This is a genomic window from Acinetobacter sp. WU_MDCI_Abxd143 (assembly GCF_025514195.1).
Classification (GTDB): domain Bacteria; phylum Pseudomonadota; class Gammaproteobacteria; order Pseudomonadales; family Moraxellaceae; genus Acinetobacter; species Acinetobacter pittii_H.
Genome location: NZ_JAHPTH010000001.1, coordinates 739,490 through 761,545, shown reverse-complemented (window position 1 = coordinate 761,545; position 22,056 = coordinate 739,490). Strand labels below are relative to the sequence as shown.

The 22,056-nt window shown below is 37.7% G+C and carries 19 protein-coding genes and 1 tRNA gene; 11 read left to right on the top strand and 9 right to left on the bottom strand.

Annotation, left to right across the window (positions count from 1 at the left end; all coding sequences use genetic code 11):
• Positions 1 to 35: 35 nt before the first annotated feature.
• The 3 genes from KTI79_RS03570 to epmB are packed head-to-tail and all read right to left on the bottom strand — an operon-like array spanning position 36 to position 4,921.
• Positions 36 to 2,147, bottom strand: coding sequence for an EAL domain-containing protein (locus KTI79_RS03570; RefSeq protein WP_086376160.1), 2,112 nt, complete (start codon positions 2,145 to 2,147; stop codon positions 36 to 38).
• Positions 2,144 to 3,889, bottom strand: a complete 1,746-nt coding sequence (locus tag KTI79_RS03565) for a hypothetical protein (RefSeq protein ID WP_032053291.1) — start codon at positions 3,887 to 3,889, stop codon at positions 2,144 to 2,146. The genes KTI79_RS03570 and KTI79_RS03565 overlap by 4 nt, the downstream gene beginning before the upstream one ends.
• Positions 3,890 to 3,904: 15 nt before the next feature.
• On the bottom strand, positions 3,905 to 4,921 hold the full coding sequence (epmB, locus tag KTI79_RS03560) for an EF-P beta-lysylation protein EpmB (RefSeq protein WP_005067999.1): 1,017 nt from the start codon (positions 4,919 to 4,921) through the stop codon (positions 3,905 to 3,907).
• A gap of 73 nt (positions 4,922 to 4,994) precedes the next feature.
• On the opposite strand from epmB, the gene efp reads away from it, so the two are divergent.
• The 7 genes from efp to KTI79_RS03520 all read left to right on the top strand — a co-directional run bounded on the left by efp (position 4,995) and on the right by KTI79_RS03520 (position 11,643).
• Complete coding sequence (gene efp / locus KTI79_RS03555) at positions 4,995 to 5,564, top strand: elongation factor P (protein ID WP_002118666.1); 570 nt, start codon at positions 4,995 to 4,997, stop codon at positions 5,562 to 5,564.
• A 164-nt stretch (positions 5,565 to 5,728) separates the two neighbouring features.
• Positions 5,729 to 7,825, top strand: coding sequence for a carbon starvation CstA family protein (locus KTI79_RS03550; RefSeq protein ID WP_016140378.1), 2,097 nt, complete (start codon positions 5,729 to 5,731; stop codon positions 7,823 to 7,825).
• Positions 7,825 to 8,130: a YbdD/YjiX family protein gene (locus KTI79_RS03545; RefSeq protein ID WP_002118393.1), complete on the top strand. Its 306-nt coding sequence runs from the start codon at positions 7,825 to 7,827 to the stop codon at positions 8,128 to 8,130. The genes KTI79_RS03550 and KTI79_RS03545 overlap by 1 nt, the downstream gene beginning before the upstream one ends.
• A gap of 167 nt (positions 8,131 to 8,297) precedes the next feature.
• Positions 8,298 to 8,374: transfer RNA gene (locus tag KTI79_RS03540), tRNA-Val, on the top strand.
• 259 nt (positions 8,375 to 8,633) lie between these two features.
• Positions 8,634 to 10,040 (top strand): molybdenum cofactor biosysnthesis protein MoeA, encoded by a 1,407-nt coding sequence (locus tag KTI79_RS03535; protein ID WP_032053296.1) that lies wholly within the window; start codon positions 8,634 to 8,636, stop codon positions 10,038 to 10,040.
• Between the two features lie 698 nt (positions 10,041 to 10,738).
• Complete coding sequence (locus KTI79_RS03525; RefSeq protein ID WP_032053299.1) at positions 10,739 to 11,293, top strand: TetR/AcrR family transcriptional regulator; 555 nt, start codon at positions 10,739 to 10,741, stop codon at positions 11,291 to 11,293.
• A gap of 104 nt (positions 11,294 to 11,397) precedes the next feature.
• Positions 11,398 to 11,643 (top strand): hypothetical protein, encoded by a 246-nt coding sequence (locus KTI79_RS03520; RefSeq protein WP_079284104.1) that lies wholly within the window; start codon positions 11,398 to 11,400, stop codon positions 11,641 to 11,643.
• A 36-nt stretch (positions 11,644 to 11,679) separates the two neighbouring features.
• Here the strand turns inward: KTI79_RS03520 and KTI79_RS03515 are convergent, their stop codons facing one another.
• Both KTI79_RS03515 and KTI79_RS03510 read right to left on the bottom strand, forming a co-directional pair.
• Positions 11,680 to 12,366: a pirin family protein gene (locus tag KTI79_RS03515; protein WP_005068005.1), complete on the bottom strand. Its 687-nt coding sequence runs from the start codon at positions 12,364 to 12,366 to the stop codon at positions 11,680 to 11,682.
• A gap of 183 nt (positions 12,367 to 12,549) precedes the next feature.
• Entirely contained in the window at positions 12,550 to 13,788 is a 1,239-nt protein-coding gene (locus KTI79_RS03510; protein WP_032053302.1) for a L,D-transpeptidase, read from the bottom strand.
• Between the two features lie 302 nt (positions 13,789 to 14,090).
• On the opposite strand from KTI79_RS03510, the gene hemE reads away from it, so the two are divergent.
• The 4 genes from hemE (at position 14,091) to KTI79_RS03490 (ending at position 18,539) form a co-directional block, all read left to right on the top strand.
• Positions 14,091 to 15,164, top strand: a complete 1,074-nt coding sequence (hemE, locus tag KTI79_RS03505) for a uroporphyrinogen decarboxylase (protein WP_014207275.1) — start codon at positions 14,091 to 14,093, stop codon at positions 15,162 to 15,164.
• 6 nt (positions 15,165 to 15,170) lie between these two features.
• Entirely contained in the window at positions 15,171 to 15,965 is a 795-nt protein-coding gene (locus KTI79_RS03500; RefSeq protein WP_032053306.1) for a DUF817 domain-containing protein, read from the top strand.
• 149 nt (positions 15,966 to 16,114) lie between these two features.
• The gene (locus KTI79_RS03495) at positions 16,115 to 16,585 is read left to right on the top strand and encodes a DUF3015 family protein (protein ID WP_003650547.1); all 471 of its coding nucleotides are present in this window, start codon (positions 16,115 to 16,117) and stop codon (positions 16,583 to 16,585) included.
• Positions 16,586 to 16,646: 61 nt separating this feature from the next.
• On the top strand, positions 16,647 to 18,539 hold the full coding sequence (locus tag KTI79_RS03490) for a DUF4105 domain-containing protein (protein WP_079284106.1): 1,893 nt from the start codon (positions 16,647 to 16,649) through the stop codon (positions 18,537 to 18,539).
• A gap of 66 nt (positions 18,540 to 18,605) precedes the next feature.
• Here the strand turns inward: KTI79_RS03490 and blaADC are convergent, their stop codons facing one another.
• From blaADC to trpC, 4 genes are all read right to left on the bottom strand, one after another.
• Positions 18,606 to 19,757, bottom strand: coding sequence for an ADC family extended-spectrum class C beta-lactamase (blaADC, locus tag KTI79_RS03485; RefSeq protein WP_032053313.1), 1,152 nt, complete (start codon positions 19,755 to 19,757; stop codon positions 18,606 to 18,608).
• Between the two features lie 150 nt (positions 19,758 to 19,907).
• A complete protein-coding gene (gene folE / locus KTI79_RS03480; RefSeq protein WP_171067934.1) occupies positions 19,908 to 20,456 on the bottom strand; it encodes a GTP cyclohydrolase I FolE in 549 nt (182 codons plus the stop codon).
• Positions 20,457 to 20,545: 89 nt separating this feature from the next.
• Positions 20,546 to 21,235, bottom strand: coding sequence for a Smr/MutS family protein (locus KTI79_RS03475; RefSeq protein WP_032053316.1), 690 nt, complete (start codon positions 21,233 to 21,235; stop codon positions 20,546 to 20,548).
• Positions 21,236 to 21,245: 10 nt separating this feature from the next.
• On the bottom strand, positions 21,246 to 22,052 hold the full coding sequence (gene trpC, locus KTI79_RS03470) for an indole-3-glycerol phosphate synthase TrpC (RefSeq protein WP_032053317.1): 807 nt from the start codon (positions 22,050 to 22,052) through the stop codon (positions 21,246 to 21,248).
• Positions 22,053 to 22,056 lie beyond the last annotated feature (4 nt).

The following is a 22,056-nucleotide window of genomic DNA, read 5'->3' as shown; positions in this document are numbered from 1 at the left end:
TTTATGCCCGTTTTTTGTTTTTCAGTACAAGACCATTATTGGTCTTGTACGTCCGTTAAACGATCAAGTTTTTTCTGAAAATATTGGCCTTGCAAGAAACGAGCTTCTACATTCCAAGCATTTGCAAATGAGTTCATGTCATTAAGTTCACTCAGTAAAATCCCGACTGGTTTTACAGTCAAATAGTTCAAAACCTTTTCTTGTAAGCGAGCTAGACCATCATCTGAGTTTAATAGCTCAGTTTTCTTCGATTGCAGTTTTAAATATTGAACGTCTAGTTGTTGCAATATTGATTCGCTATAGATAGAAGAGCTGAAATCCCGAATCGAAATTTCTGCGCCGTGTTGACGCAGGCGAGCTATGTGTTGCTGAGCAATTGCAAGATGAGGCTGAATTGCTTGTTCTGAAAATTGTAAAACCAGTGGGCTTTCAAGCTTACTACCAATAATGGTGAGTAATTTCGAAATGAGTTCAGGGAAAGATTTATCTTTGAGCAAGATATCAATATTCAGGTTAATAATCAGTTTAGCTTTCGGGTATTGAGTAATAAAGTTATGTAGTTGCTTACATGCCTCAACCAAAATCCAGCGATCTAATTGAATAGAAAGCTCACTGTCTTCTCTTAATTCAGCCAAGTCATTTATGTCATACCATTGTTCATTACTAATAAAACCGCTAGTCACCTCATAGTTATGGGTTTCTTGATCGTGTTTATCGTAGATCTGCTGATATTTTAAATGAATTTCACTTCGAGCTAGTTGTTGCTTTAATTGCTGTAATACGGATGATTGCAGAGGATCATCAACATGTTGAAGGCTTAGATCAAGCGATATAGGCGAGTTGGCAGGCTCAGGAGCGATAGTCTCGATGGTTGGAGCTAACTCAATTTCTGACTTCGCTTTAGGCAGCTCTTGCAGACTTGTTCGATCAAGTAGCTTTGTAAAGCTATCTTCATTTAAAGGTTCGGTTATTGGGGCATAACTCAGCTTAAACTGGATCGAGTAGTTAAGCTCATTAATCTTTAATAAATGCTCTTTTTGCAAACTTTGCAGACTAACTAGTTGAGAGTTAAGAACGTTGCTGTTTTCAGCTTGTAAAACTCCAACATATGCACCAAGTTCAATATTAAAAATCGGCATTTGCGCGTGTTCTTTTAAGAAACTTTGCAGCTGATTAAAATATTGTGCAGGAGTTTGCCAATCTTGTTGAAATACTCGTTCGGGGCACTGATTTAATTTAAATAAAATTAATGCGTTGGCTTGAGCAGGGTAGGTCGATAGATGTCGATTAATTTGTTGCCAAGCTGTTTGCACCCCATAACTCTTTTCGGCAAAAACTGTATTTGCTGGTGTTGTTAAATCCAGTTGATAGTCAATGGTTAACTGTACGGCATCTTCTTCCTGACTAGGAATAAACTCTAGTTTTAGCGCATTATTACCTGAAATTGCCGCATGTTGACTCTGAATTTCAAAACGGGCCTGATCAAATTGGCCTAATGAAATTTTCTTAAATCTTTGTTTAAAAACATTTAAATCATTAGGTTGTAAAACATCTAAGATAGGCAGACCAATAATCTCGTCTTCTTGCTTAAAACCAAAAAGGTTGAGGTATTCTGTGTTTGCCTTAACATGCATCCCTTCTTGAAAAAGGGCAACTGCTTTATGGCTGTTATTGACCAATGTTTGTGTATGAGAGTGAATTGTTTCTAACTCATTGGTCAGGCGTTGTTCGGTTTGTAATAAGTGGCTATATGACAAGGTCCGAAGAAGGGTGATATAAAAATAATCTAATGGTTCTAAGGGAACTACATCATAAATGCCTTTTTGAATATAAGCTTGATATTGCTGAGGTTGATAATCTTCAGGTTGTAATAATAAAACAGGTAAATTTGGCTGCTCAGATGCTTGAATGAGGGAGAGAGTTTGTTCAATTTTTAGGTCATAAGCACGACCAAAAATAATAACATCCCATGGCGTATTTAACTGTTTTTCAAAACTTTTTAAATCATCAAGTAATAATGCCTGAACTTGATAATCATTCCCCAATAATAAATTTAAAATCTGGTTATAACGTAGCTGGTTGTCATCAATAATGAGTAAACGTGTTTCAGTACGTTTTAACTTTTTAGATAATAAAGAGTTTCTCACTTTAGTGCTTCCCATAAATCTTGAGTGCTAGAGTTATTACCCTTTTTCATCATGAACTGATCAAGCAGACCTTGTTGCTGCTCATTCAAAAGCTCGAAATGAAATTGAATAAAACTTTGCGTAATGAGTTGTGCTTTGAGTAGATACACTTTGATTTCTTCTGTCCCCAATCGTAAATGAATTGTTTGTTGCTCTCTAAAAATTTGAGAGCCCGGTAAAATAAGCGTATTTTGTATTTCTTCTAGATTTTGTGTTTGTAGTAATAGTGCGGGATGATAATTGCGAGTATGACGCTCAGCTTGAATATGCACTGAACAAGGAAACATGGCTTGCGACAAAATCTCTAAACCTAACTCTAGAGATTTTTCTGTCGATTGTTTAATCCAACGAATTACACCGCCACGCCATTGTCCATGCAAAGTTTCTTTAACTAAGATGTATTCACCGGTTCTTAAGTTCTTTGGTGCTTCGCCAGACCATTTAATACGATATCCATTGACACTAATATCGAGAACGGTGGTTTGATAAATGGTTTTGCTTTCACGACTTAAGCGTTGATAAGAGCTGGTTTGTTGTTCTTTCTTCTCTAAGTTGGATAAAACTTTAGATTCGCTTTGTAAGTTATAGTTATGGTTAAGCTGTAGCGTTTCTTCAAAGTTTTTTGCTTTCGATAGATAGAAATGAGCAGTGCTTAAACCAAAACAAATTTGAAGCTCTGCATTGTATTCATAACGTTCATGACGACGTTGAGCTGTGGTTCCTAAAATCGTTTGAACATGAAACTTTAAAGCTGGGCTTAAATAAAACTTTTCATTCTTAGAAATATATTGAGCATTTTTATGCATGGTTGCAGTGACATGCTCAAGTAAAGCTTGCGTACCTATAAAGATGCTTGGGTTAAAGTTAGAGCTACGCTTTGTATTATAAACAGGCGGATGATCTTTATTTGGGTCGACCACATATTTCGTCAATGCGGTATCTTTTGGCAAAATATGAATCATTCTTGCCCAGTCAAAACTACATTGAAATAATGCCTGAATTTCTGACTGACGAATCTGGTTGGTATTTAAAATATCGAGCAAAATCAGTTGAGCATAGGCCTGAGTGATATTTGCTAACGGATGGTGGATACCCTGAATATGATTGATATTTGTCAGATGGTATTTGTGTTGAACAGCGGTTTCATAGAGCTGATGTGCAATTAACCATTGTCCTTTAAGAGGCTCGCTATAGAGCATATGCTGCTGATATAGAAGACTCGTTAACTGCTTTAAAGCATGAAAAGTCGATAGAGTACGCGCCGTTTGCAAATTCTTTTTTTGCTTATAGGCAAAGATTGAAAACTTTTGATGCTGTAGCTGCTCATGACTATTTTGCGCAATATTTAAATAAATACTGGCGAAATAACAGCGGAGCAACATCGCTAATTCAATAATGTGCTCATTACGATCTGTACTAATCACGCCTTGGTTAAAGAAGTTTTTTTCTAGACTGGCGAGTACATTATTAATGGTCGGATGAAGCGTTTGTATGAGATCGAAACGTAAGGTTTCACTACATTTTAATTCATTGAGCTCTAAAATGGCTGTGAATAATGCTTTTGACGTATCGCCGAGTTGCATAATAGAAAGGGTAGTCACCCATTCATTAAGATCTTTAATATTGGCTTCACAAAAGCTTAACCGTTCACGAGTGAGTTCGGTTTGATTGTGAAAAATGTCCGACAGCGCATTATTCATCATCACTTATTATATAACTCAAAAAGTTGTAGCCCCAAAAAGCGGTGTTTTATTCTTTTCGCCCGCAATTTCCCTGACGAGTTTAGGAACCAAATACCCCGGTAGGTTCGCTAACACGTCACGATAGATATCATCTATCTTGGATGATTCTAAATCAAAATGTTGTGCACCTTTTACTTTATCTAAAACATGTAAGTAATAAGGCATAACGCGAGCTTCAAATAAACGATAACTTAAATCAATTAACGTCTGTGCAGAGTCATTGACACCCTTAAGCAATACTGCCTGATTTAGTACAGTAATGTGATGGTCAGATAACTGCAACAATTTTGAACAAGTAAAGTCATCGAGTTCAGAAGCATGGTTTGAGTGTACCACCAGAACTATACGCAGCCTACTGTTTTTTAATAAAGAAATCAGCTGTTCGTCGATTCGATTAGGGATAACAATTGGGACTCGTGAGTGAATTCTCAGAATCTGGATTTGTTTGAGAGATGATAGGCGTTCTAACCAAAGTGCTAATTTACGGTTAGAAAGAGTAAGCGGGTCACCACCACTTAAAATGATCTCGTTAATGTTCGGGTTTGCTTCAATATAGTTTTTAATATTTAGCCAATCTTCATTTTTTGGCAAATTTTCTTGATAGGGGAAATGACGACGGAAGCAATAACGGCAATGTACGGCGCAAGCACCCGTCAAAGTCAGTAAAAAACGTGACTTATATTTATGTAATACACCCGGTAATTGATTTGCTGCTTCTTCGCCTAATGGGTCAGTAACAAACTCAGGATGTTCTTCGAGTTCTAAATGATGAGGTAATACTTGTAGCAAAAGCGGGTCAAGCGGGTTTTTAGCGTTCATTTTTCCGACGAACGCGCGAGGAACACGCAATTTAAACTTTTCAGAAGCCAGAATCGCACCCGATAATAGCTGTTCTGAGGATAACTCGAGTAGGCTTAGCAATTCCGAAGGATCAGTAATAAGGTCACTCAGTTGAGATTGCCAGTTTTGCTCTTGGTATAAATAGTTTATCATTTGACACGATTAAGATAATGCAACAACGCATTATATCGCATAGTTGACTTGTTAAGTTTGGAGTGTGCCTTTCATGGCCTATTATTCTACAAATGATTTCAAAGCAGGCCTTAAGGTTATGCTTGATGGTAACCCATGTTCAATCATGGAAAACGAATATGTAAAACCAGGTAAAGGTCAAGCGTTCAACCGTGTAAAATTACGTAACCTTAAAACCGGTAAAGTATTAGAAAAAACTTTCAAATCAGGTGACTCTTTAGAAGCAGCTGACATCGTTGAAGTTGAAATGGAATACCTATACAACGATGGTGAAATGTGGAACTTCATGGATCCTGTATCTTTTGAGCAAATCGCTGCAGACAAAATTGCAATGGGCGATGCTGCTAAATGGTTAAAAGACGATTCAAATGAAAAATGTACAATTATGTTGTTCAACGGCGTACCTTTAACAGTAAGCCCACCGAACTTCGTTGTATTGAAAATCGTTGAAACTGATCCGGGCGTACGTGGTGATACTTCTGGCGGCGGCGGTAAACCAGCTAAGCTTGAAACAGGTGCGGTTGTTCGTGTTCCGTTATTTGTTCAGCAAGAAGAAAGCGTTCGTGTAGATACTCGTACTGGCGATTATTTAGAGCGTGCATAATAGTTAAAAAATACACTATTATCGAAGGGATGATGTAAATCATCCCTTTTTTTATGCGAAAGTATAAGAGGAAAAAAGAAAAAGGAGGAGTAGAGTCACAGGGATTAAGAGAAACAGTACATAACAATATAAAAATGCTGTAGTTATTTATTGAGAGGTTAAGAATGGACACAATGCAAGCGAAATCTACGCTTCCCTCCAAGCTGGTCTGGAGCCTAGTGGCAATTATAGGTGCAATTTCTTTTGGGATGCTGGCACTCAGCCGTGGTGAACATGTCAATGCGGTTTGGCTTGTACTCGCTGCAGCATGTGTATATAGCATCGCATATCGATTTTATAGTCTATTTATTGCAACTAAAGTATTTGAATTAAACCCAAGACGTTTAACCCCAGCACATCGCTTGGCCGATGGTCTGGATTATGTTCCCACCAATAAATATGTGCTTTTCGGTCACCACTTTGCTGCAATTGCAGGAGCGGGGCCATTAGTCGGACCAATTTTGGCTGCACAAATGGGCTTTTTACCAGGAACGATCTGGTTATTGGTCGGTGTGGTTTTGGCGGGTGCGGTACAAGACTTTTTAGTTTTATTTATTTCAACGCGTCGAGACGGTCGATCGCTTGGTGAAATGGCAAAACAAGAACTCGGTTCTTTTGCCGGTATTGTCGTCATGCTCGGTGCGCTTGGGGTAATGATTATTATCCTTGCGGTACTGGCTTTAGTTGTGGTGAAAGCACTTGCCCATAGTCCATGGGGTGTTTTTAGTATTGCAGCGACGATTCCAATTGCATTATTTATGGGCGTTTACATGCGTTTTATTCGCCCGGGACGTATTGCTGAAGTTTCTATTATCGGCTTCGTTTTAATGATGCTTGCCATTGTTTATGGTGGACATGTTGCAGCAGATCCTTATTGGGGTGAATTTTTCACTTTAACAGGTACACAACTCACATGGTGCTTAATCATTTATGGATTTATCGCATCAGTTTTACCTGTCTGGTTGTTGTTAGCACCACGTGATTATCTATCAACGTTCCTTAAAATTGGTGTCATTTTAGGTTTAGCAATTGGTATTGTCATTGCATTACCTGAATTGAAAATGCCGGCAGTGACTCATTTTATTGACGGTACTGGTCCTGTTTTCTCAGGTAGTTTATTTCCATTCCTATTTATTACCATTGCCTGTGGTGCTATTTCTGGCTTCCACGCACTTGTATCAAGTGGTACAACACCTAAACTCGTGAATAATGAAGCGGATATTCGTGTGATTGGTTATGGCGGTATGCTCATGGAATCTTTCGTCGGTATTATGGCGATGATCTGTGCAACTGTCTTAGACCCGGGTGTGTACTTTGCGATTAATGCTCCTGCGGCTGTGCTTGGTACAACTGTAGAATCTGCGGCAGAAGCTGTGCGCAATTTAGGCTTTGTCGTTACGCCTGAAATGCTGACTTTATTGGCTCAAGAAGTGGGTGAAAGCTCAATTCTTTCACGTACGGGTGGTGCACCTACATTTGCGATTGGTATGGCACATATCATTTCGGAAATTTTTAATAGCCGTGAAATGATGGCGTTCTGGTACCACTTTGCGATTTTATTTGAAGCATTATTCATTTTAACTGCTGTAGATGCGGGTACTCGTGCTTGTCGTTTCATGGTGCAAGACACGGTTGGTATTGTTATTCCTGCGGTTAAAGCATCAGGTTCATTCTTCGGTAATTTAGTCGGTACGGCTGTTGCGGTAGGTGGATGGGGCTTCTTCGTCTATCAAGGGGTGATTGATCCACTGGGTGGTGTTAATTCCTTATGGCCTTTATTTGGTGTAGGTAACCAAATGTTGGCTTCGATGGCACTCATTTTGGGTACAGTCATTCTGTTTAAAATGAAGAAAGAAAAGTATGTATGGGTGACCATCATCCCAACAATTTTCTTATTCGTGACCTGTATGACTGCGGGATGGCAAAAGATTTTCCATGAAAATCCAAAGATTGGTTTCTTGGCTCAAGCGAATAAATTTTCAGATGCGATTGCGCGTGGTGAAATTCTTAAACCAGCCAAAACTATTGCTGAGATGCAAAACATTGTGATGTCAAATCAGATTAATGCTGCGCTTTGTGGCTTCTTTATGATTGTTTCGATTGTCATGATTATTGCTTCAATTGGTATTGTGCGCCGTGCTTTAGCAAGCCCTAAACCAACAGTAAATGAAGCGCCAGCTGTATATGCTGATCCGGAAGTGGTCACCCCACGAGGAGAGTAATGATGAATTTTAAATTTGCAAAAAATGGAACTGTCATTATTGCGAAAATCATCAAAATGACGGTGCTCTCGCAAAAAGAGCTACTGCTTTCGCCAAAGAACTGGTCGCGTATTGCAACCTTGTGGCAGCGTTTGCAGCAAAGCTTTCGACTGATGGTTGGGGTTCCAGACTATCAAACTTATCTGGAACATATGAAAGCTCATCATCCTGATTTAACACCAATGGATGCAAAGACTTTCTATCGTCATTGTGTTGATTCGAGATATCCATCGGCAGGCGGTAACTTAAAGAAATGCCCTTGTTAAGTTGAGCTTGATATTCAGCTAAACAAAACGGTATGTGGTTAAACCATGTACCGTTTTTCTTTTTTTGAAAATGAAAAAAGTTTGCTTAAAGTCTGCTCATTTGTATTTTTTTCAATTGAAAATCACTTGTTTTGCTTTTGAAAAATGAATATGATGCTTTCCATTCTAGGTGTATAGCTCAGTTGGTTAGAGCGCTACGTTGACATCGTAGAGGTCTCCAGTTCGAGTCTGGATATACCTACCAAGATTTAAAGTCATATAAATTCGAATAGCTTTATATGACTGAAAAAGCCCTAAATTATAATGGTTTAGGGCTTTTTTATTGGTTTTATAAATTAATTTCAGTTTCTATATTCGCCTAAAAGAGCAATTTCATTTCCTAAAAAGCTGAAGCAGTTTGGAGCTTATTTAATACCGAATGTTTTAGATAACGATAAATACTTTATTAATAATTAAAACTAGCGAAGTACCTTCTATTTGAGGTAATTCTAGGATCTATATTTATGCAAAAAAAACTTCCAATACCAGATAACTTACCAAATCATTTAACGGACATTTTTTATCATATCAATATAAATTTGCCTAAAGGTGATTTAAAAGAAACTGTAAAATTAGATAAAGTAATAAATCAAGTTAACGCAAGTGATGTATATGCTTTACAGGATTATCCTCTGCATAATTTATCTGAATATGCGGGTTGGGCTCTTAACTCAGAAACAACTCAATCTGCAAGCAAAGATAGCCCTTTATTAATTACTCATTGGTATTATTGGGGACAACAGCTTTATAGATCTATTAATCCGTATAAATTAGATCTAAAAACTCCAAGTTTATTAGAAATTCCTGCCTATACAAAATTACCAGAGTCTTTAGATTCAGTGATTGCTGAACAAGATGAAAGATTAGATCTTTCTGATACCGAGGCTAAAAAGATTAATGGCTCTATTCCTGCCATGCATGGTGTTATTCCAAAGGGCAGTATATTTAAACAAGGTGATGTGATTCTAAAAAAAGATGAGAAACTGACTACTGAAAAATTAATTGTTTTAAGACGAGCGGGAATCAAAGAATTATCTATATATAAAAACCCCAAAATTCTCATTATAAGTATGCATTCTTTTGATAAAGAAGAAATGAGTGAGGAAAGTCTATATGTTAAAGATGTCTTGAAAACATGGGGCTACGAACAGGTAGAAATCAAATCACTCAAACCTGAACGTTTTAATGCTGCATTTAATAATCTTAAAAAAGATAATGACCCAGCTTTAGATGACTCATTAACGACAAGCAGGGACGATTATATAAAATTCTTTGAAGAACAAACTTCAAACTTTGATGTCATTCTTTGCTGCACATATCAAAATAATCGTTCTTCTTTATTCCAGCTTGAAAAACTTCCAATCTTTGATCAAAGCAGCATGTCATCGGCCTTGAATACACGTTGTATGCCAGCTAATGAAATTAAAATTCTTAAAGGACAAGATAGGACTCCACCTAGTCGTGAGACTGTGCAGATATATGATGAAAGCGGTAATCATAAAGGTATGCGTGTAGTTGTTACAGAAGACAAAGCGACTATTATTAATTTACCGGGTGACATCCAAGATATTGCGATTCTAATGCATGCTTTTGTGAAATATATTTTGAATAAACACATCTCAGACTTTTTTGATCATGCTTACTTTAAAGGTAAAACTGACATAGAAATTGTTCCTGATGTGACAAATAGAAAGTTGTTATGGGGGTGTTATAAGGCTCAAGAAAATGGGGAATATGTATTAGAAATTATTGAGCAACAACAGTCATATCAGATAGAGCCATTTGTTAAAGCGAATTGTATTGTGATAGTACCTTTTCAAGAGCAGACAATTGCAAAAGGCACTGATTTATATTTTATGAAAATAGGTTAAGTCTAATTTCTATTTATAATTTAATTGAGCGGTGTAACCTTTAAACTTGTTAAAAGGTTACAACCTATAAAGTTATAGCTGCCAAAACCCCCCACCTTTATAAACCCTCATTTAACAATAACTATCTCATTATTTATCCTTACTTTTTAATGATCTAATTTAAAACAAATGTCATTTTGTGTGCTTGACTGCAATAGGGCAGAGCACTATCCTTTGCCTGCTGGCCACATTGCCAGCCGGCTTTGACAGGCTGAATATTATCTCCCGCATCAGAGTTATTTCTTCTGAGGAATAGTCTTGTGTGGTAGCTACTCGTCCCTTTCCCGTAGCGGTAGGACGGGAGAGGGACACCTTCGGGTGTGCTAGTTTGAGATAATACTAGTCTGTCAACCTTCTTCCGTTCTGCCACCATAATTCTATAAATGTCTGGCAGAACTCCCAATAAAAAGGAGTTGGCTTTGCACATTCTTAATTTCTTGGCAGCCTTTGCCAAAAGCTATAACGACACAACTTAAAAATTTAAAGCAGCTTGATGACCTTTAGGGTTTTCAGGCTTTAAGTCATTACGGCTCAAAAAACTTGCATCAACAATAAAATTTGAGATGTGCAAAACACAGTCTTTACGGCTTTGCTATGCCTTTTTTCCTCCCAAAAAAGTATCTCGTTTAGAAACAACAAGAATTTATAACGGTAAAAATATGCCAAATTTAGTTCTCTCAACACGTGCGATCCAAATCATTAATACATCGATTCATTTGTTTCACCATCACGGATTTCATACCGTGGGCATCGACCGAATCGTGAAAGAGTCCCACACTCCAAAAGCAACTTTTTATAACTACTTTCATTCTAAAGAGCGATTTATTGAAATCTGTTTGATCGTGCAAAAAGAGCGCTTAAAAGAAAAAGTGGATGCAATTGTTGAGTACGATCAAAGTACAAACGTTAAGGATAAACTTAAGAAACTTTATTTCTTACATAGCGACGTAGAAAGGCCGTACTATTTATTATTTAAAGCAATTTTTGAAACGAAACTCATCTACCCAAAAGCCTATATCACCGCAGTGAGATATAGAACGTGGCTCATCAATGAAATTTATAGCCAGCTTAGAACACTTAAAAACGATACGACTTTTCAGGATGCCAAATTATTTTTATATATGATTGAAGGTGCAATTATTCAGCTTTTAAGCTCGGATGAGGCAATCGAACGGGAAAGGGTGCTGGATTGTTTTTTGGCAGGGTTGGTTTAATACAAATTTTATTAATCAAAAAACAACTTGTTTATTAAACAAGACTCATATAATAAATGGGAACACAGCCAGCATCTCTATAGCTTGATCTAGGAGGTCGTTATTTGAAGTTATTTATTATTATATTCATAGTCATTTTTTCTAGTATTGGACTCATTTGTTTAATCGCACTACTCAGAAATTTAAAAAATTATTTACCATCTGGTGAGCATGATCATTCATCTGCTTCAACACATCATTTTCACGATAATAGTCCCAGTCATCATCATAGCTCTAGTTATTCAAATGACTGTTCATCATCATCTTCAGATTCAGGCGGATGTGATGGTGGCGGTGGCGGGGGAGATTAAAAAAAGCCCTTTTATGCAAAGGGCTTTTTTTATGATTTAAGGTAAATCGAACCAGATAAATTGACTGTCTTCAGTTGCGTGAATTGTCGCTTTATCTTCAAAAACTAAAGCATCGCCTGCTTTAACTTCTTGATCGCCAATGCGAACTACACCCGAAATCACATGCACATAGTTCACTTTTTTAACCGTATCAACAGTTAACTCATGTCCTTTTTCCAACACGGCAGATTTTACTTCTGCATTTTGGCGAATATGCATTGGTGCATTTGCATCAGGCCCTGCAATTAAATGCCATTTGTTTGGATCTTTACGCGGGTCAAGATTAATTTGCTGGTAATTTGGCTCTGCGTCTCTTTCATCAGGAATAATCCAGATTTGTAGTAAATGTACAGGCGTATCAGTGTTGTTGATTTCACTGTGGGCAACACCTGTGCCGGCACTCATGAGTTGCCATTCACCCGCTTTAATTTGGCCTTCATTTCCCATCGTGTCGCGATGTGAAATTGCACCATCTAGCACACAGGTTAAGATTTCCATGTTGTCATGGGAGTGCGTACCAAAACCATTATGCGCATCAATCTGGTCGTCATTAATTACGCGTAAAGCGCTTACACCCATATATTTAGGGTCATACCAGCTACCAAATGAAAAGCTATGATAGGACTCTAACCAGCCTGCTTTTACATGACCTCGATCTTCACTACGATGTAGATAAGCATTCATGATCTAATCTCCCAAATTTTTATTTATCTCTTGAGAAATATCTTAATGTTCTATAGAGGCTAGAAAAATAGGCTAACTGCAACATGTCGTTGCATAATTGATATGGTTGTAAAGTTTTTTATGGATCAATGAATTTTCTATTAAAAACCTGCCATGAAGGCAGGTTTTTAATAGAATTATTAATTACTCAAGGAATTTAACAGTTACGCCAGAACGTACTTTATTTCCTAAATCGTTTGCATCCCAGTTCGTTAAACGGATACAACCGTGTGAAGCTGTTTTAGAAATTAAAGACGGGTTTGGTGTTCCGTGAATACCAAAAGATTTTTTACTTAAACCAATCCAGATATTACCTACAGGAGCATTTGGACCTGGTGGTAAAGAAAGCGGTTTTAAGTTTTTACCTTGTACGAAGTTAGAAGGTGAGTAGCTATACCATGGGTTACGAGCTACACCAACTACCTTGTAAGTACCGGTCGGAGAAGGCGTATCAGTACTGCCAATTGTTGCAGGAAATGACGCAATCATTTGGTTACGGCTGTTAAATAGGTACAGTTGTTTTGCACCTTTATGCGCAATAATCAAATGAATGTCTTCTGGTAAATCATTGCGTACGTTTGGAACAATGATTTTTTCACCCGCTTTTTTGAATGTCGCAGTTGGGTTAATTTTCTTTAAGAAAGCTTCATCAATGTGAAACTTCTCACCCAACATTTCGCTAACACGTGTGTAGTACAAACCTTTCATTTTGGCCTGTAATGCGTAGTCAGAAGGAATCGACTCAGCATATGGACCTTTTAAGTCAGCATCAGAAATTGTGTATTCAATAAATGCTGGCTTGGTTTGTTTAGCAACTAACGCATCCCAAGTTTCTTTAGTCAGTTCACCAGTAGGTGACAAACCATTCATTTGTTGGAATGAAGAAATTGCTTTTAAAGTGTTTTTACCGCTCATGCCGTCAATTGCACCTGGTGATGCATGTGCATTATTTAGCATAACGTGAGCACGTGCATAAACTGGAAGCTGGCCTTTACCAATATTTTCAGACCATTCCGCCGAGTTTAAGCTATCTAAAGTCCATGATGCAGGGGTTGTCGCAGTAGCGGTAGACGCAGCAGTGGTTTTAGCAACAGCTGGAGTCGACGCCGCGATGCCTGATTCAGCATTTGGGTCTTCAGTTTTCTGTAAATTTTGTAATGTTGTTGACGCTCGATTTAGGTCATTTTGTTCTTGAGCGGTAATTTGTGTCGGAGCTTGAGCTTGTACAGTTGAAGCGGCTTCTACTGCTAAAGGATCAATCGGATCTTCTACAGGAGCTGATACCTTTTTAGGGTTCAGGGGTTGCTCAGTTGTTGAAGCAGCAAAAGCAACATTAGCAATAATACAACTTAAACTCATAGCGAGTAATGAGCGAACAAACATGTAATTCAACCTTAAGAATTTTCATATAAGCAATAGGAAGATTGATTTGATCTCAAAGTGCATAAAACTACCAATAACTCATCTCTATGAGCCCAAGATTGGCAATTTAGTGATTAAAAGAATATCAATAAACCCAATGTAACATGTTGCAAGTATTGCAGAAAAGCCCACTACTTGCAGTAGACTTTTGTGTAAATATGCATTTTTTAGTAGATTGACGCGTTTTTTGTGTGAAATTGAAATTATAAAATTCTCTATGTTTTTGATATGATGCTGCCACATAAAGAATATAGAGATTGGTAATGACGACTTTGAAAAATGATCGTTTCCTACGAGCTTTGTTACGCGAACCTGTAGATACCACACCGGTATGGATGATGCGTCAAGCAGGACGTTATTTGCCTGAATATCGTGAAACACGTTCAAAAGCAGGCGACTTTCTATCTCTATGTAAAAATACAGAATTTGCTTGCGAAGTGACTTTGCAGCCTTTACGCCGCTACGACTTAGATGCAGCGATTTTATTTTCAGATATTTTAACAATTCCTGATGCATTAGGTTTAGGGCTTTATTTTGAAACTGGAGAAGGTCCTAAGTTTCAAAAGACTGTTCGTACTGAACAAGATGTCGCGAATTTACCCAAGTTAAATGCAAAATCAGATCTTGATTATGTGATGAATGCAGTAAGTACAATTCGTTCTGCTTTAGGTGGTCAAGTTCCACTGATTGGTTTTTCTGGTAGTCCTTGGACACTTGCAACGTATATGGTTGAAGGTGGTTCAAGTAAAGAGTTCCGTTTCACCAAGCAAATGATGTATGCGCAGCCAGAAGTTTTGCATGCCTTACTCGACCATTTAGCAGATTCAGTCATTGATTATTTAAATGCTCAAATTGATGCAGGTGCTCAAGCCATCCAGATCTTTGATAGCTGGGGCGGGGCATTGGCACACCGTGAATATGTCGAATTCTCTTTAAACTATATGAATAAAATCATTGCAGGTTTACAGCGTGAGAAAGACGGCCGACGTATTCCTGTTATTGTGTTCACCAAAGGTGGCGGTCAATGGTTAGAACCAATGATTACCACTGGTGCAGATGCATTAGGTTTGGACTGGACTACTCCGCTCAATACAGCTCGAAATGTTGTCTCTGGACGCGTAGCGTTACAAGGCAATCTTGATCCTGCTGTTTTATATGGCTCGGCTGCTTCAATTGAAAAAGCAGTGAAAGCGATGTTAGACGATGCCTACGCAAATGGTGAAAAAACAGGTTACGTTGCTAACTTAGGCCACGGTATTACCCAATGGGTAGACCCTGCACAGCCAAAAATCTTTGTAGATACAGTACATGAGTATAGTGCTAAATATCTAGGATAGTTTTTTGTGCGCCATCTGATTTTACCCATTCATTTTATCGGCAAGGCTGTTTCGGCAGCCTTGTTTGGTATTCTGCTTTTAATTGCTTTTGCTTTAACAGCGCCGATGGGAAGCCATGAATATATGGGTTTTTATCGCTATGATTATTTACTTATCTATGCATTGTTAATCCAGATCTGCTTACTTTATTTAAAGCTTGAATCATGGGCAGAAGCCAAAGTTATTGCTTTATTTCATGTCATGGCGATGGTCATGGAAATATTTTTAACGCATCCCGCGATTGCATCATGGCAATATCCTCAGCCCGCCGTATTTAAAATCTTAACTGTGCCTTTATTTGCAGGCTTTATGTATTCGGCTGTGGGTAGTTTTTTTGCACGGTCAATCCGACTGTTTCAAGTTTCTTTTGAAAAGCTTCCTAGTTTTGGAACGATGCTTTTACTCGCATTTTTCTCATATATAAACTTTATGAGTAAATTTTTTGTACCTGATATTCGCTATATTTTATTTGCGATCAGCATTTTTATTTTTTGGAAGACTAAGCTTTATTTTCAGTTAAATGAACATAAATTTAAAATCCCGATGTTGCCTGTATTGTTTACACTCGCTTTTCTCATCTGGATTGCTGAAAATATTAGTACTTTTTATAAAATCTGGCTCTATCCAAGTCAGATAGATGCTTGGCATATGGTGGGTTGGGGTAAACTTGGTTCATGGTATTTATTATTACTCTTAAGTTTAGTACTGGTACTTAAAATATTGGGTCATCGAGATAATCAAGGTAACTGGAATTTAAGATAAATTTTTCTTTTGCACTTTTTATCATATTGTTTATTTTTTAATTGCTAATTCACAGCCTTCTCGTTATCTTTAATAGCGTGTAATAAAAATTACACATAACAATACAACACATAAGAAACAATCAATAATGATTTTGGAGTTATACATCTATGTTAAAAAAATTAGCTTTAGCTGCGTTATTAGCAGCTGGTTCAAGTGTTGCAATGGCTGACAACGATGTAGGTTGTGGTGTGGGTACACAAGTCTGGGCTGGCAAAAAAGGAGTAGCGCCTAAAATTCTTGCTGCGACAACAAACGGTATTTTTACTAACCAATTATTAGGGATCACTTTCGGTACTTTAGGCTGCCGTCAAGGCGGAACAGTAACTGCTCAAGTGGTTACATTCACAAATGAAAATGCTGAAGCTTTAGCGCGTGATATGGCAGTAGGCCAAGGTGAAAGCCTGAACGTACTTGCTGAGTTAATGCAAATTAAACCTCAAGATAAAGATCGTTTCTTCAAAGTTTCAAAAGCAAACTTTGGTGAAATTTATTCTGCAAACAACCAAAATACGCTTCAAGTATTAGCATCATTACAAACTGTAATGGCTAAAGATGACGTTTTAAAAGCTTACGTATAAGTTTGAAACTGAAAACCCTGTCGTATGGCAGGGTTTTTCTTATATTTAATGATAAAAATTGATGAGCTTAATGAAGTCAGTTGTTTTAGTTTTTGCCTCTTTGGCAGTGAATATTGCGTATTCAGCAGATATAAATCCCTCTATTCAAAAATATTGGTCAATCGCAGAACAACAAAATCTAGATCAAAACATTACATGGCAAAGACTCATGTATGCCAATAAAAACCAGAAAAGTGAGGTCACTTACGGTGGCTATTTCCTATCAAAAAATGGAAAAAATAATTTAAAAGAAGAACTGAAAGCTGACATCTCGGCATTATTTATGCCCGCTCAAGATAATCAGTCGATTCGTTGTAAGTTCCCCGCACGTACCCAATGGCTCATACAAAAAGTAGGTATTCAAGAAAATGAATTGCCTCAAGTAAAATGTTCAGAGTTTGAAAACTGGATTGGGCAGATTAAGCCCTATAAAGCGACATTAATTTATGCGACCGATTTTATGGGCAATCCTAGCTCCATGTTTGGCCATACGTTATTGCGTTTAGATCCAAAAGATCAGCAACAATTAAATTTAGTTTCCTATGCTGTAAATTATGCAGCAACTGTGGCAGGGAACGACAACTGGTCATATGCATGGAAAGGTTTAACAGGGCAGTATCCGGGTGAATATTCACTGATGCCTTATTACCGTAAAGTAAAAGAATATGGCGATTTTGAAAGCCGTGATTTATGGGAATATGAGTTAAATCTATCACCTGAAGAAACTCGGTTTTTAGTGAGTCATATTTGGGAAATGCAACATGTGAGCTTCCCTTATTACTTTGTGAGTGATAACTGTGCCTATCGATTGTTAGGATTAATTGATTTAGTAAAACCTGAATCTAACTTACAAGAAAAATTTACTTATGCCTCCATTCCAATGGAAACTATTAAATCAATGCAGCAGCAGGGACTTACCAAAGCTCCTGTATATCGACCTGCATTAGAAACTCAGTTATTGGCACAAGCTCATCAGCATGGTGCTTCACTGGCGAAGATGGCTCATCAAATTACGATGATGTCGACACAGCAGTCTTCTCAGATTTTAAAATCATTTAGTGAGCAAGATCAGGCTAAAATCCTCGAGATGGCTTACGACGATTTATATCTCCAATTTATTAGCCGAAAAATAGAAGAAAGCGTTGCTCAGCCGCAGTTACGCCAGCTTTTAGCACTCAGAAGTCAGATTGATTTAGATAAGCAGCGTCAAGAACCTAAAAGACCAGCAAAGGAACCAACTCAAGGTCATAACGCTCGTAACTTTTCCGTGAAAGTTGGAGAGGTGCAAGGTGATAAGTTTATCGAACTTGGTCATCGGCAAGCCTACCATGACTTAATAGATCCTCAAGGCGGATATCGTGCAGGTACTCAATTACTCTTTTTAAATGGTAATGCGCAGTGGCGAGATGACCATTTAAAATTAGAACGTCTTGATTTGTTAGAAGTGAACTCTTATAACCCGATTCAACCTTTTAAAACACCGCTGAGTTGGGGATTTAATTTAGGTTGGCGTCAGGAAGCCATTCATGATGGAAGCTTTAGTGAAGACAAACAACACGGTGTAGCAAGCTTTAATGCACAGGTCGGTTACAGTCTTGCAGATTATGAGCGCAAACATATTTGCTATGGACAAGTACAAACCTATGTACAAACAGGTTCAAATCTAGATAAAGGGTGGCGTGTAGGGATGGGCCCAACTTTAGGATGTATGAACCAATGGTTTGAGCGCTTCAACTCTGTGGTGCAAATTGAGTTGCCCTATTGGGAAGATCAAAACCAATGGAATTTGAGAGTCAATACTCAGTGGCAATATGTAATTAATCGCAATAATGCTGTTCGTTTAAACTGGGATTATGAACAACAAAATCATCAAGACTGGATGAAATCAAGTCTAGGATATGTTTGGTTCTTTTAAAGAATAAACCCATAAAAAAAGAGAAATGAGATTATTCATTTCTCTTTTTGTTTTTAGAAAAGACGATTATTTCTTTATTGCATTTAACACAGCATAAGCTGCTTTAATGCGTTCTTCATTCGGAATACGTTTATTAGTTAACATGACTAAACCAATATTTTCTTTAGGAATGAACACGACATATGTTCCAAAACCGTTAGTCGAACCAGTTTTGTGGAACATCTTAACGGAAGGTTCTTTTGAAATAGCAGTCACTTTATTAGGCTTCATCACAATTTGTTCTGAATTACTGCCTAATAAAGTTTGTAAAGGTGCTGGATAAGAGAACTCTTCCCAACCAAGTGCCTGAGACATGGTGCCGACTTGATAGAAACCTTGATGTGTTTCATTAATTGCACGTTGAATATCTGCTGGATATTTTTGTGGATTTAGGTTGGTATTAATAAACTTAAGCATATCGGGTAAGGTAGATTTAACGCCGTATGCTGGTGCATCGAGTGGACCAGGATTAACTCGAATCGGCTGATTTTCTTGGTTATAGCCAAATGCATAGTTTTGCATCTGAGTTTTAGGCACATTCACGTAACTATGTTTTAAGCCAAGCTCTGGAAAAATTGTGTTTTCTAAGACTTGGTCAAAAGGCTTATTCATAGACAAAGCAACAACTTTTCCAAATAAACCAATGCTTGGATTTGAATATTGTCGATATTCACCGATTGGGTTTTTAGGTTTCCATTCTTTGAAAAACGTTAAAACTTGCTGATCTGTTTTTACTTCATCTGGAAATTGCAAGGCAAGGTTGCCACTGGTATATGTCGCAAGTTGAAGTAAATTCACTTGATCAATCGGTGTATTTCTTAGTTCTTTCCAATATTTTCCGGGTGTGTCATCAAAAGAGATTGTTCCTTTTGTTTTGGCATATCCGCCTGCTGTAGCGGTAAATAATTTACTGACCGAGCCTAGCTCAAAAATGGTGCTGCTATTAACGGCTTTTTTATCTTGAACGGATTGTAGACCATAATACATTTCATATTTTTTATTATTTTGAATAACGCCTACCGCCATACCGGGTACATCATATTTTTCTAATAAAGGTTTAAAGTTTTGATCAACCAGTTTTTTGATCTCTTGCTCTTTGGGTGTATTACCCGCATAAATTGAGGTACTAAAAATAAAAAGAGGAGGTAAAAGTAAGCAAGAAATTTTTTTAAATTGCATGATTAACTCATAAATTATTTAAAAATAAAGATGGGTACTTTTATAACAAAAATCACCTAATTTAATTGTTATGTTTTATGGAGTTCGGGAAGTATTTAGATGTAAAAAAGCCCAACTGAGTCGGGCTTTAATTAGTTTACTAAATAAAAATTAGTAACTTTCAGGTACAGCACTCAAGAACTCACGACGTGCTTCTTTATCAGTTTTAAAATCACCAATAAATGAAACAGTACGGGTCGTTGATTCTTGCTTACCTACACCACGCATCATCATACACATATGTGCTGAATCGATAACTACGGCTACACCACGAGCACCAGTCACTTCAGCCACAGCTTCTGCGATTTGCTGAGTCAAGTTTTCCTGAATTTGCAAACGACGTGCAAACATTTCAGTAATACGTGCAAATTTCGACAAGCCAAGAACTTTGCCTTCTGGTAGATAGGCAACATGGACACGGCCATAGAATGGAAGGAGATGATGTTCGCAAAGCGAATAAAATTCAATATTCTTCACCAATACCATTTCATGGTTATCTGATGGGAAAACAGCATTATTGGTGACTTCTTCTAAAGTTTTACTATAGCCAGAAGTTAAATATGAAAAAGCTTTAGCCGCACGCACAGGCGTATCTTTAAGGCCGGGACGATCAAGATCTTCACCGACGGCAGTCAGAATATTTGCGTACGATTGCTGCATAGACATAAGAATGTTCACTTACACTGGTTGAACAAAACGGCATTCTATCAGAAAACTATAAAAAGTCTGAATTCTGTAGAAAATGCCGATTATTGTTGGTACTTGGGATTTTTTTCTGCACGTTTAAGCAGTACGAGAACGGCGCCTGTGCCACCTTGATTTTCTGGAGCACTTACAAAGGCTAAAACATCGCGATGTTGGCGTAACCATCCGTTGACATAGGTTTTTAAGACAGCTTCTGGGCCCTTACCATGTACGATCTTGATCACATTTTGATTTTCATCTTTTGCGATCTGGATAATTTGTAGAACCGCATCACGTGCTTGTTCAATGGTACAGCCGTGTAAATCGACAGCTTCAAACCAACGCATCTTGCCAGCTTTTAAGTCTTCAAAAACTTTATGCTGAAGGGTAGCAATACGATAGCTTAAGGTTGCTTGGCTTGCGACAGGGTTTAAAGCCGCTTGAGTATCAGATAACTCGGCATGTTCAGTGTCACGCCCACCTTCGGCAGCTGCACGTTTCGCTAATGTTTGAGCATCAACTTTTTTTACGCGAGGGGTTCTCACATCAGCAATATTACTATTATTGATGGGTTTAACACCTGCTACAGCACTTTGAAACAGATTTGCATTTTCCAATTCTTCAGACTCAGCCTGAGGTTGTTTGACCTCAGGCTGACTTGCGATTTTGCTTGAATGAGGATTGGAGATTTGCTTTTTAAATTGCTTCAATAACTTTTGTTGCTCTTTAGAAAGCGATGAATCTTTATTACTCATATATCTTCTATTAAACCGTTTGGGGTTGTCCAAAAAGGGCACTAAAGGCTTGATCTGGTCTTGGTTGTTTCATAAAACTTTCACCAACCAAGAAGGTGTGAATATCATGTTCTTGCATCATGCGAACATCATCTGGAGTAGCAATACCGCTTTCAGTCACAAGTAAACGAGAGGCAGGAAGTAAATTTTTCAAACGAATTGATGTGTTTAAATCAACATCAAAGGTTTTTAAATTGCGGTTATTCACACCTAATATACATTGCTCAGACAACTTTAAAGCACGTTCAAGTTCTTCTTCGTCATGAACCTCAACCAATACATCGAGTTGATGTTCAAAAGCAGTTTTAGACATTTCTTCGAGCTGCTGGTCTGACAAAGAGGCAACAATCAATAAAATACAGTCAGCATGTAAAGCACGTGCTTCAACTACATTATATGGATCAATCAGAAAGTCTTTACGTAAAGCGGGTAAAGCACAGTGGCTTCTTGCGATTGCGATATTTTCATCTGCACCCTGAAAAAAATCAACATCAGTTAAAACAGATAAACATGCTGCTCCAGCTTGTTCATATTGTTCGGCAATTTCAGCAGGATTAAAATCTGCACGAATAATACCTTTTGATGGAGACGCTTTTTTAATTTCAGCAATCACGGCAGGCCGTTTGTGTTGTAACGCTTTTGCAAATCCTCTTACCGGAGTTGCAGCTTTCGCAAGTTCTTCAACATCCTGTAAATTACGTTGTTTTAAACGCGCAGCAAGTTCCTCATGTTTACGGTCAACAATTTTACCTAAAATGGTATTTTGAATATTAATCATGAGA

Excerpts from the sequence above, each read along its gene's own strand:
- KTI79_RS03490 (WP_079284106.1), top strand. The coding sequence starts at position 16,647 with ATGAGCTTAATGAAGTCAGTTGTTTTAGTTTTTGCCTCTTTGGCAGTG.
- KTI79_RS03515 (WP_005068005.1), bottom strand. The coding sequence starts at position 12,366 with ATGAATGCTTATCTACATCGTAGTGAAGATCGAGGTCATGTAAAAGCA.
- epmB (WP_005067999.1), bottom strand. The coding sequence starts at position 4,921 with ATGATAAACTATTTATACCAAGAGCAAAACTGGCAATCTCAACTGAGT.
- trpC (WP_032053317.1), bottom strand. The coding sequence starts at position 22,052 with ATGATTAATATTCAAAATACCATTTTAGGTAAAATTGTTGACCGTAAA.
- KTI79_RS03495 (WP_003650547.1), top strand. The coding sequence starts at position 16,115 with ATGTTAAAAAAATTAGCTTTAGCTGCGTTATTAGCAGCTGGTTCAAGT.
- KTI79_RS03510 (WP_032053302.1), bottom strand. The coding sequence starts at position 13,788 with ATGTTTGTTCGCTCATTACTCGCTATGAGTTTAAGTTGTATTATTGCT.
- KTI79_RS03565 (WP_032053291.1), bottom strand. The coding sequence starts at position 3,889 with ATGATGAATAATGCGCTGTCGGACATTTTTCACAATCAAACCGAACTC.
- KTI79_RS03545 (WP_002118393.1), top strand. The coding sequence starts at position 7,825 with ATGATGAATTTTAAATTTGCAAAAAATGGAACTGTCATTATTGCGAAA.
- KTI79_RS03550 (WP_016140378.1), top strand. The coding sequence starts at position 5,729 with ATGGACACAATGCAAGCGAAATCTACGCTTCCCTCCAAGCTGGTCTGG.
- KTI79_RS03525 (WP_032053299.1), top strand. The coding sequence starts at position 10,739 with ATGCCAAATTTAGTTCTCTCAACACGTGCGATCCAAATCATTAATACA.
- blaADC (WP_032053313.1), bottom strand. The coding sequence starts at position 19,757 with ATGCAATTTAAAAAAATTTCTTGCTTACTTTTACCTCCTCTTTTTATT.
- hemE (WP_014207275.1), top strand. The coding sequence starts at position 14,091 with ATGACGACTTTGAAAAATGATCGTTTCCTACGAGCTTTGTTACGCGAA.
- efp (WP_002118666.1), top strand. The coding sequence starts at position 4,995 with ATGGCCTATTATTCTACAAATGATTTCAAAGCAGGCCTTAAGGTTATG.
- KTI79_RS03475 (WP_032053316.1), bottom strand. The coding sequence starts at position 21,235 with ATGAGTAATAAAGATTCATCGCTTTCTAAAGAGCAACAAAAGTTATTG.
- KTI79_RS03535 (WP_032053296.1), top strand. The coding sequence starts at position 8,634 with ATGCAAAAAAAACTTCCAATACCAGATAACTTACCAAATCATTTAACG.
- folE (WP_171067934.1), bottom strand. The coding sequence starts at position 20,456 with ATGCAGCAATCGTACGCAAATATTCTGACTGCCGTCGGTGAAGATCTT.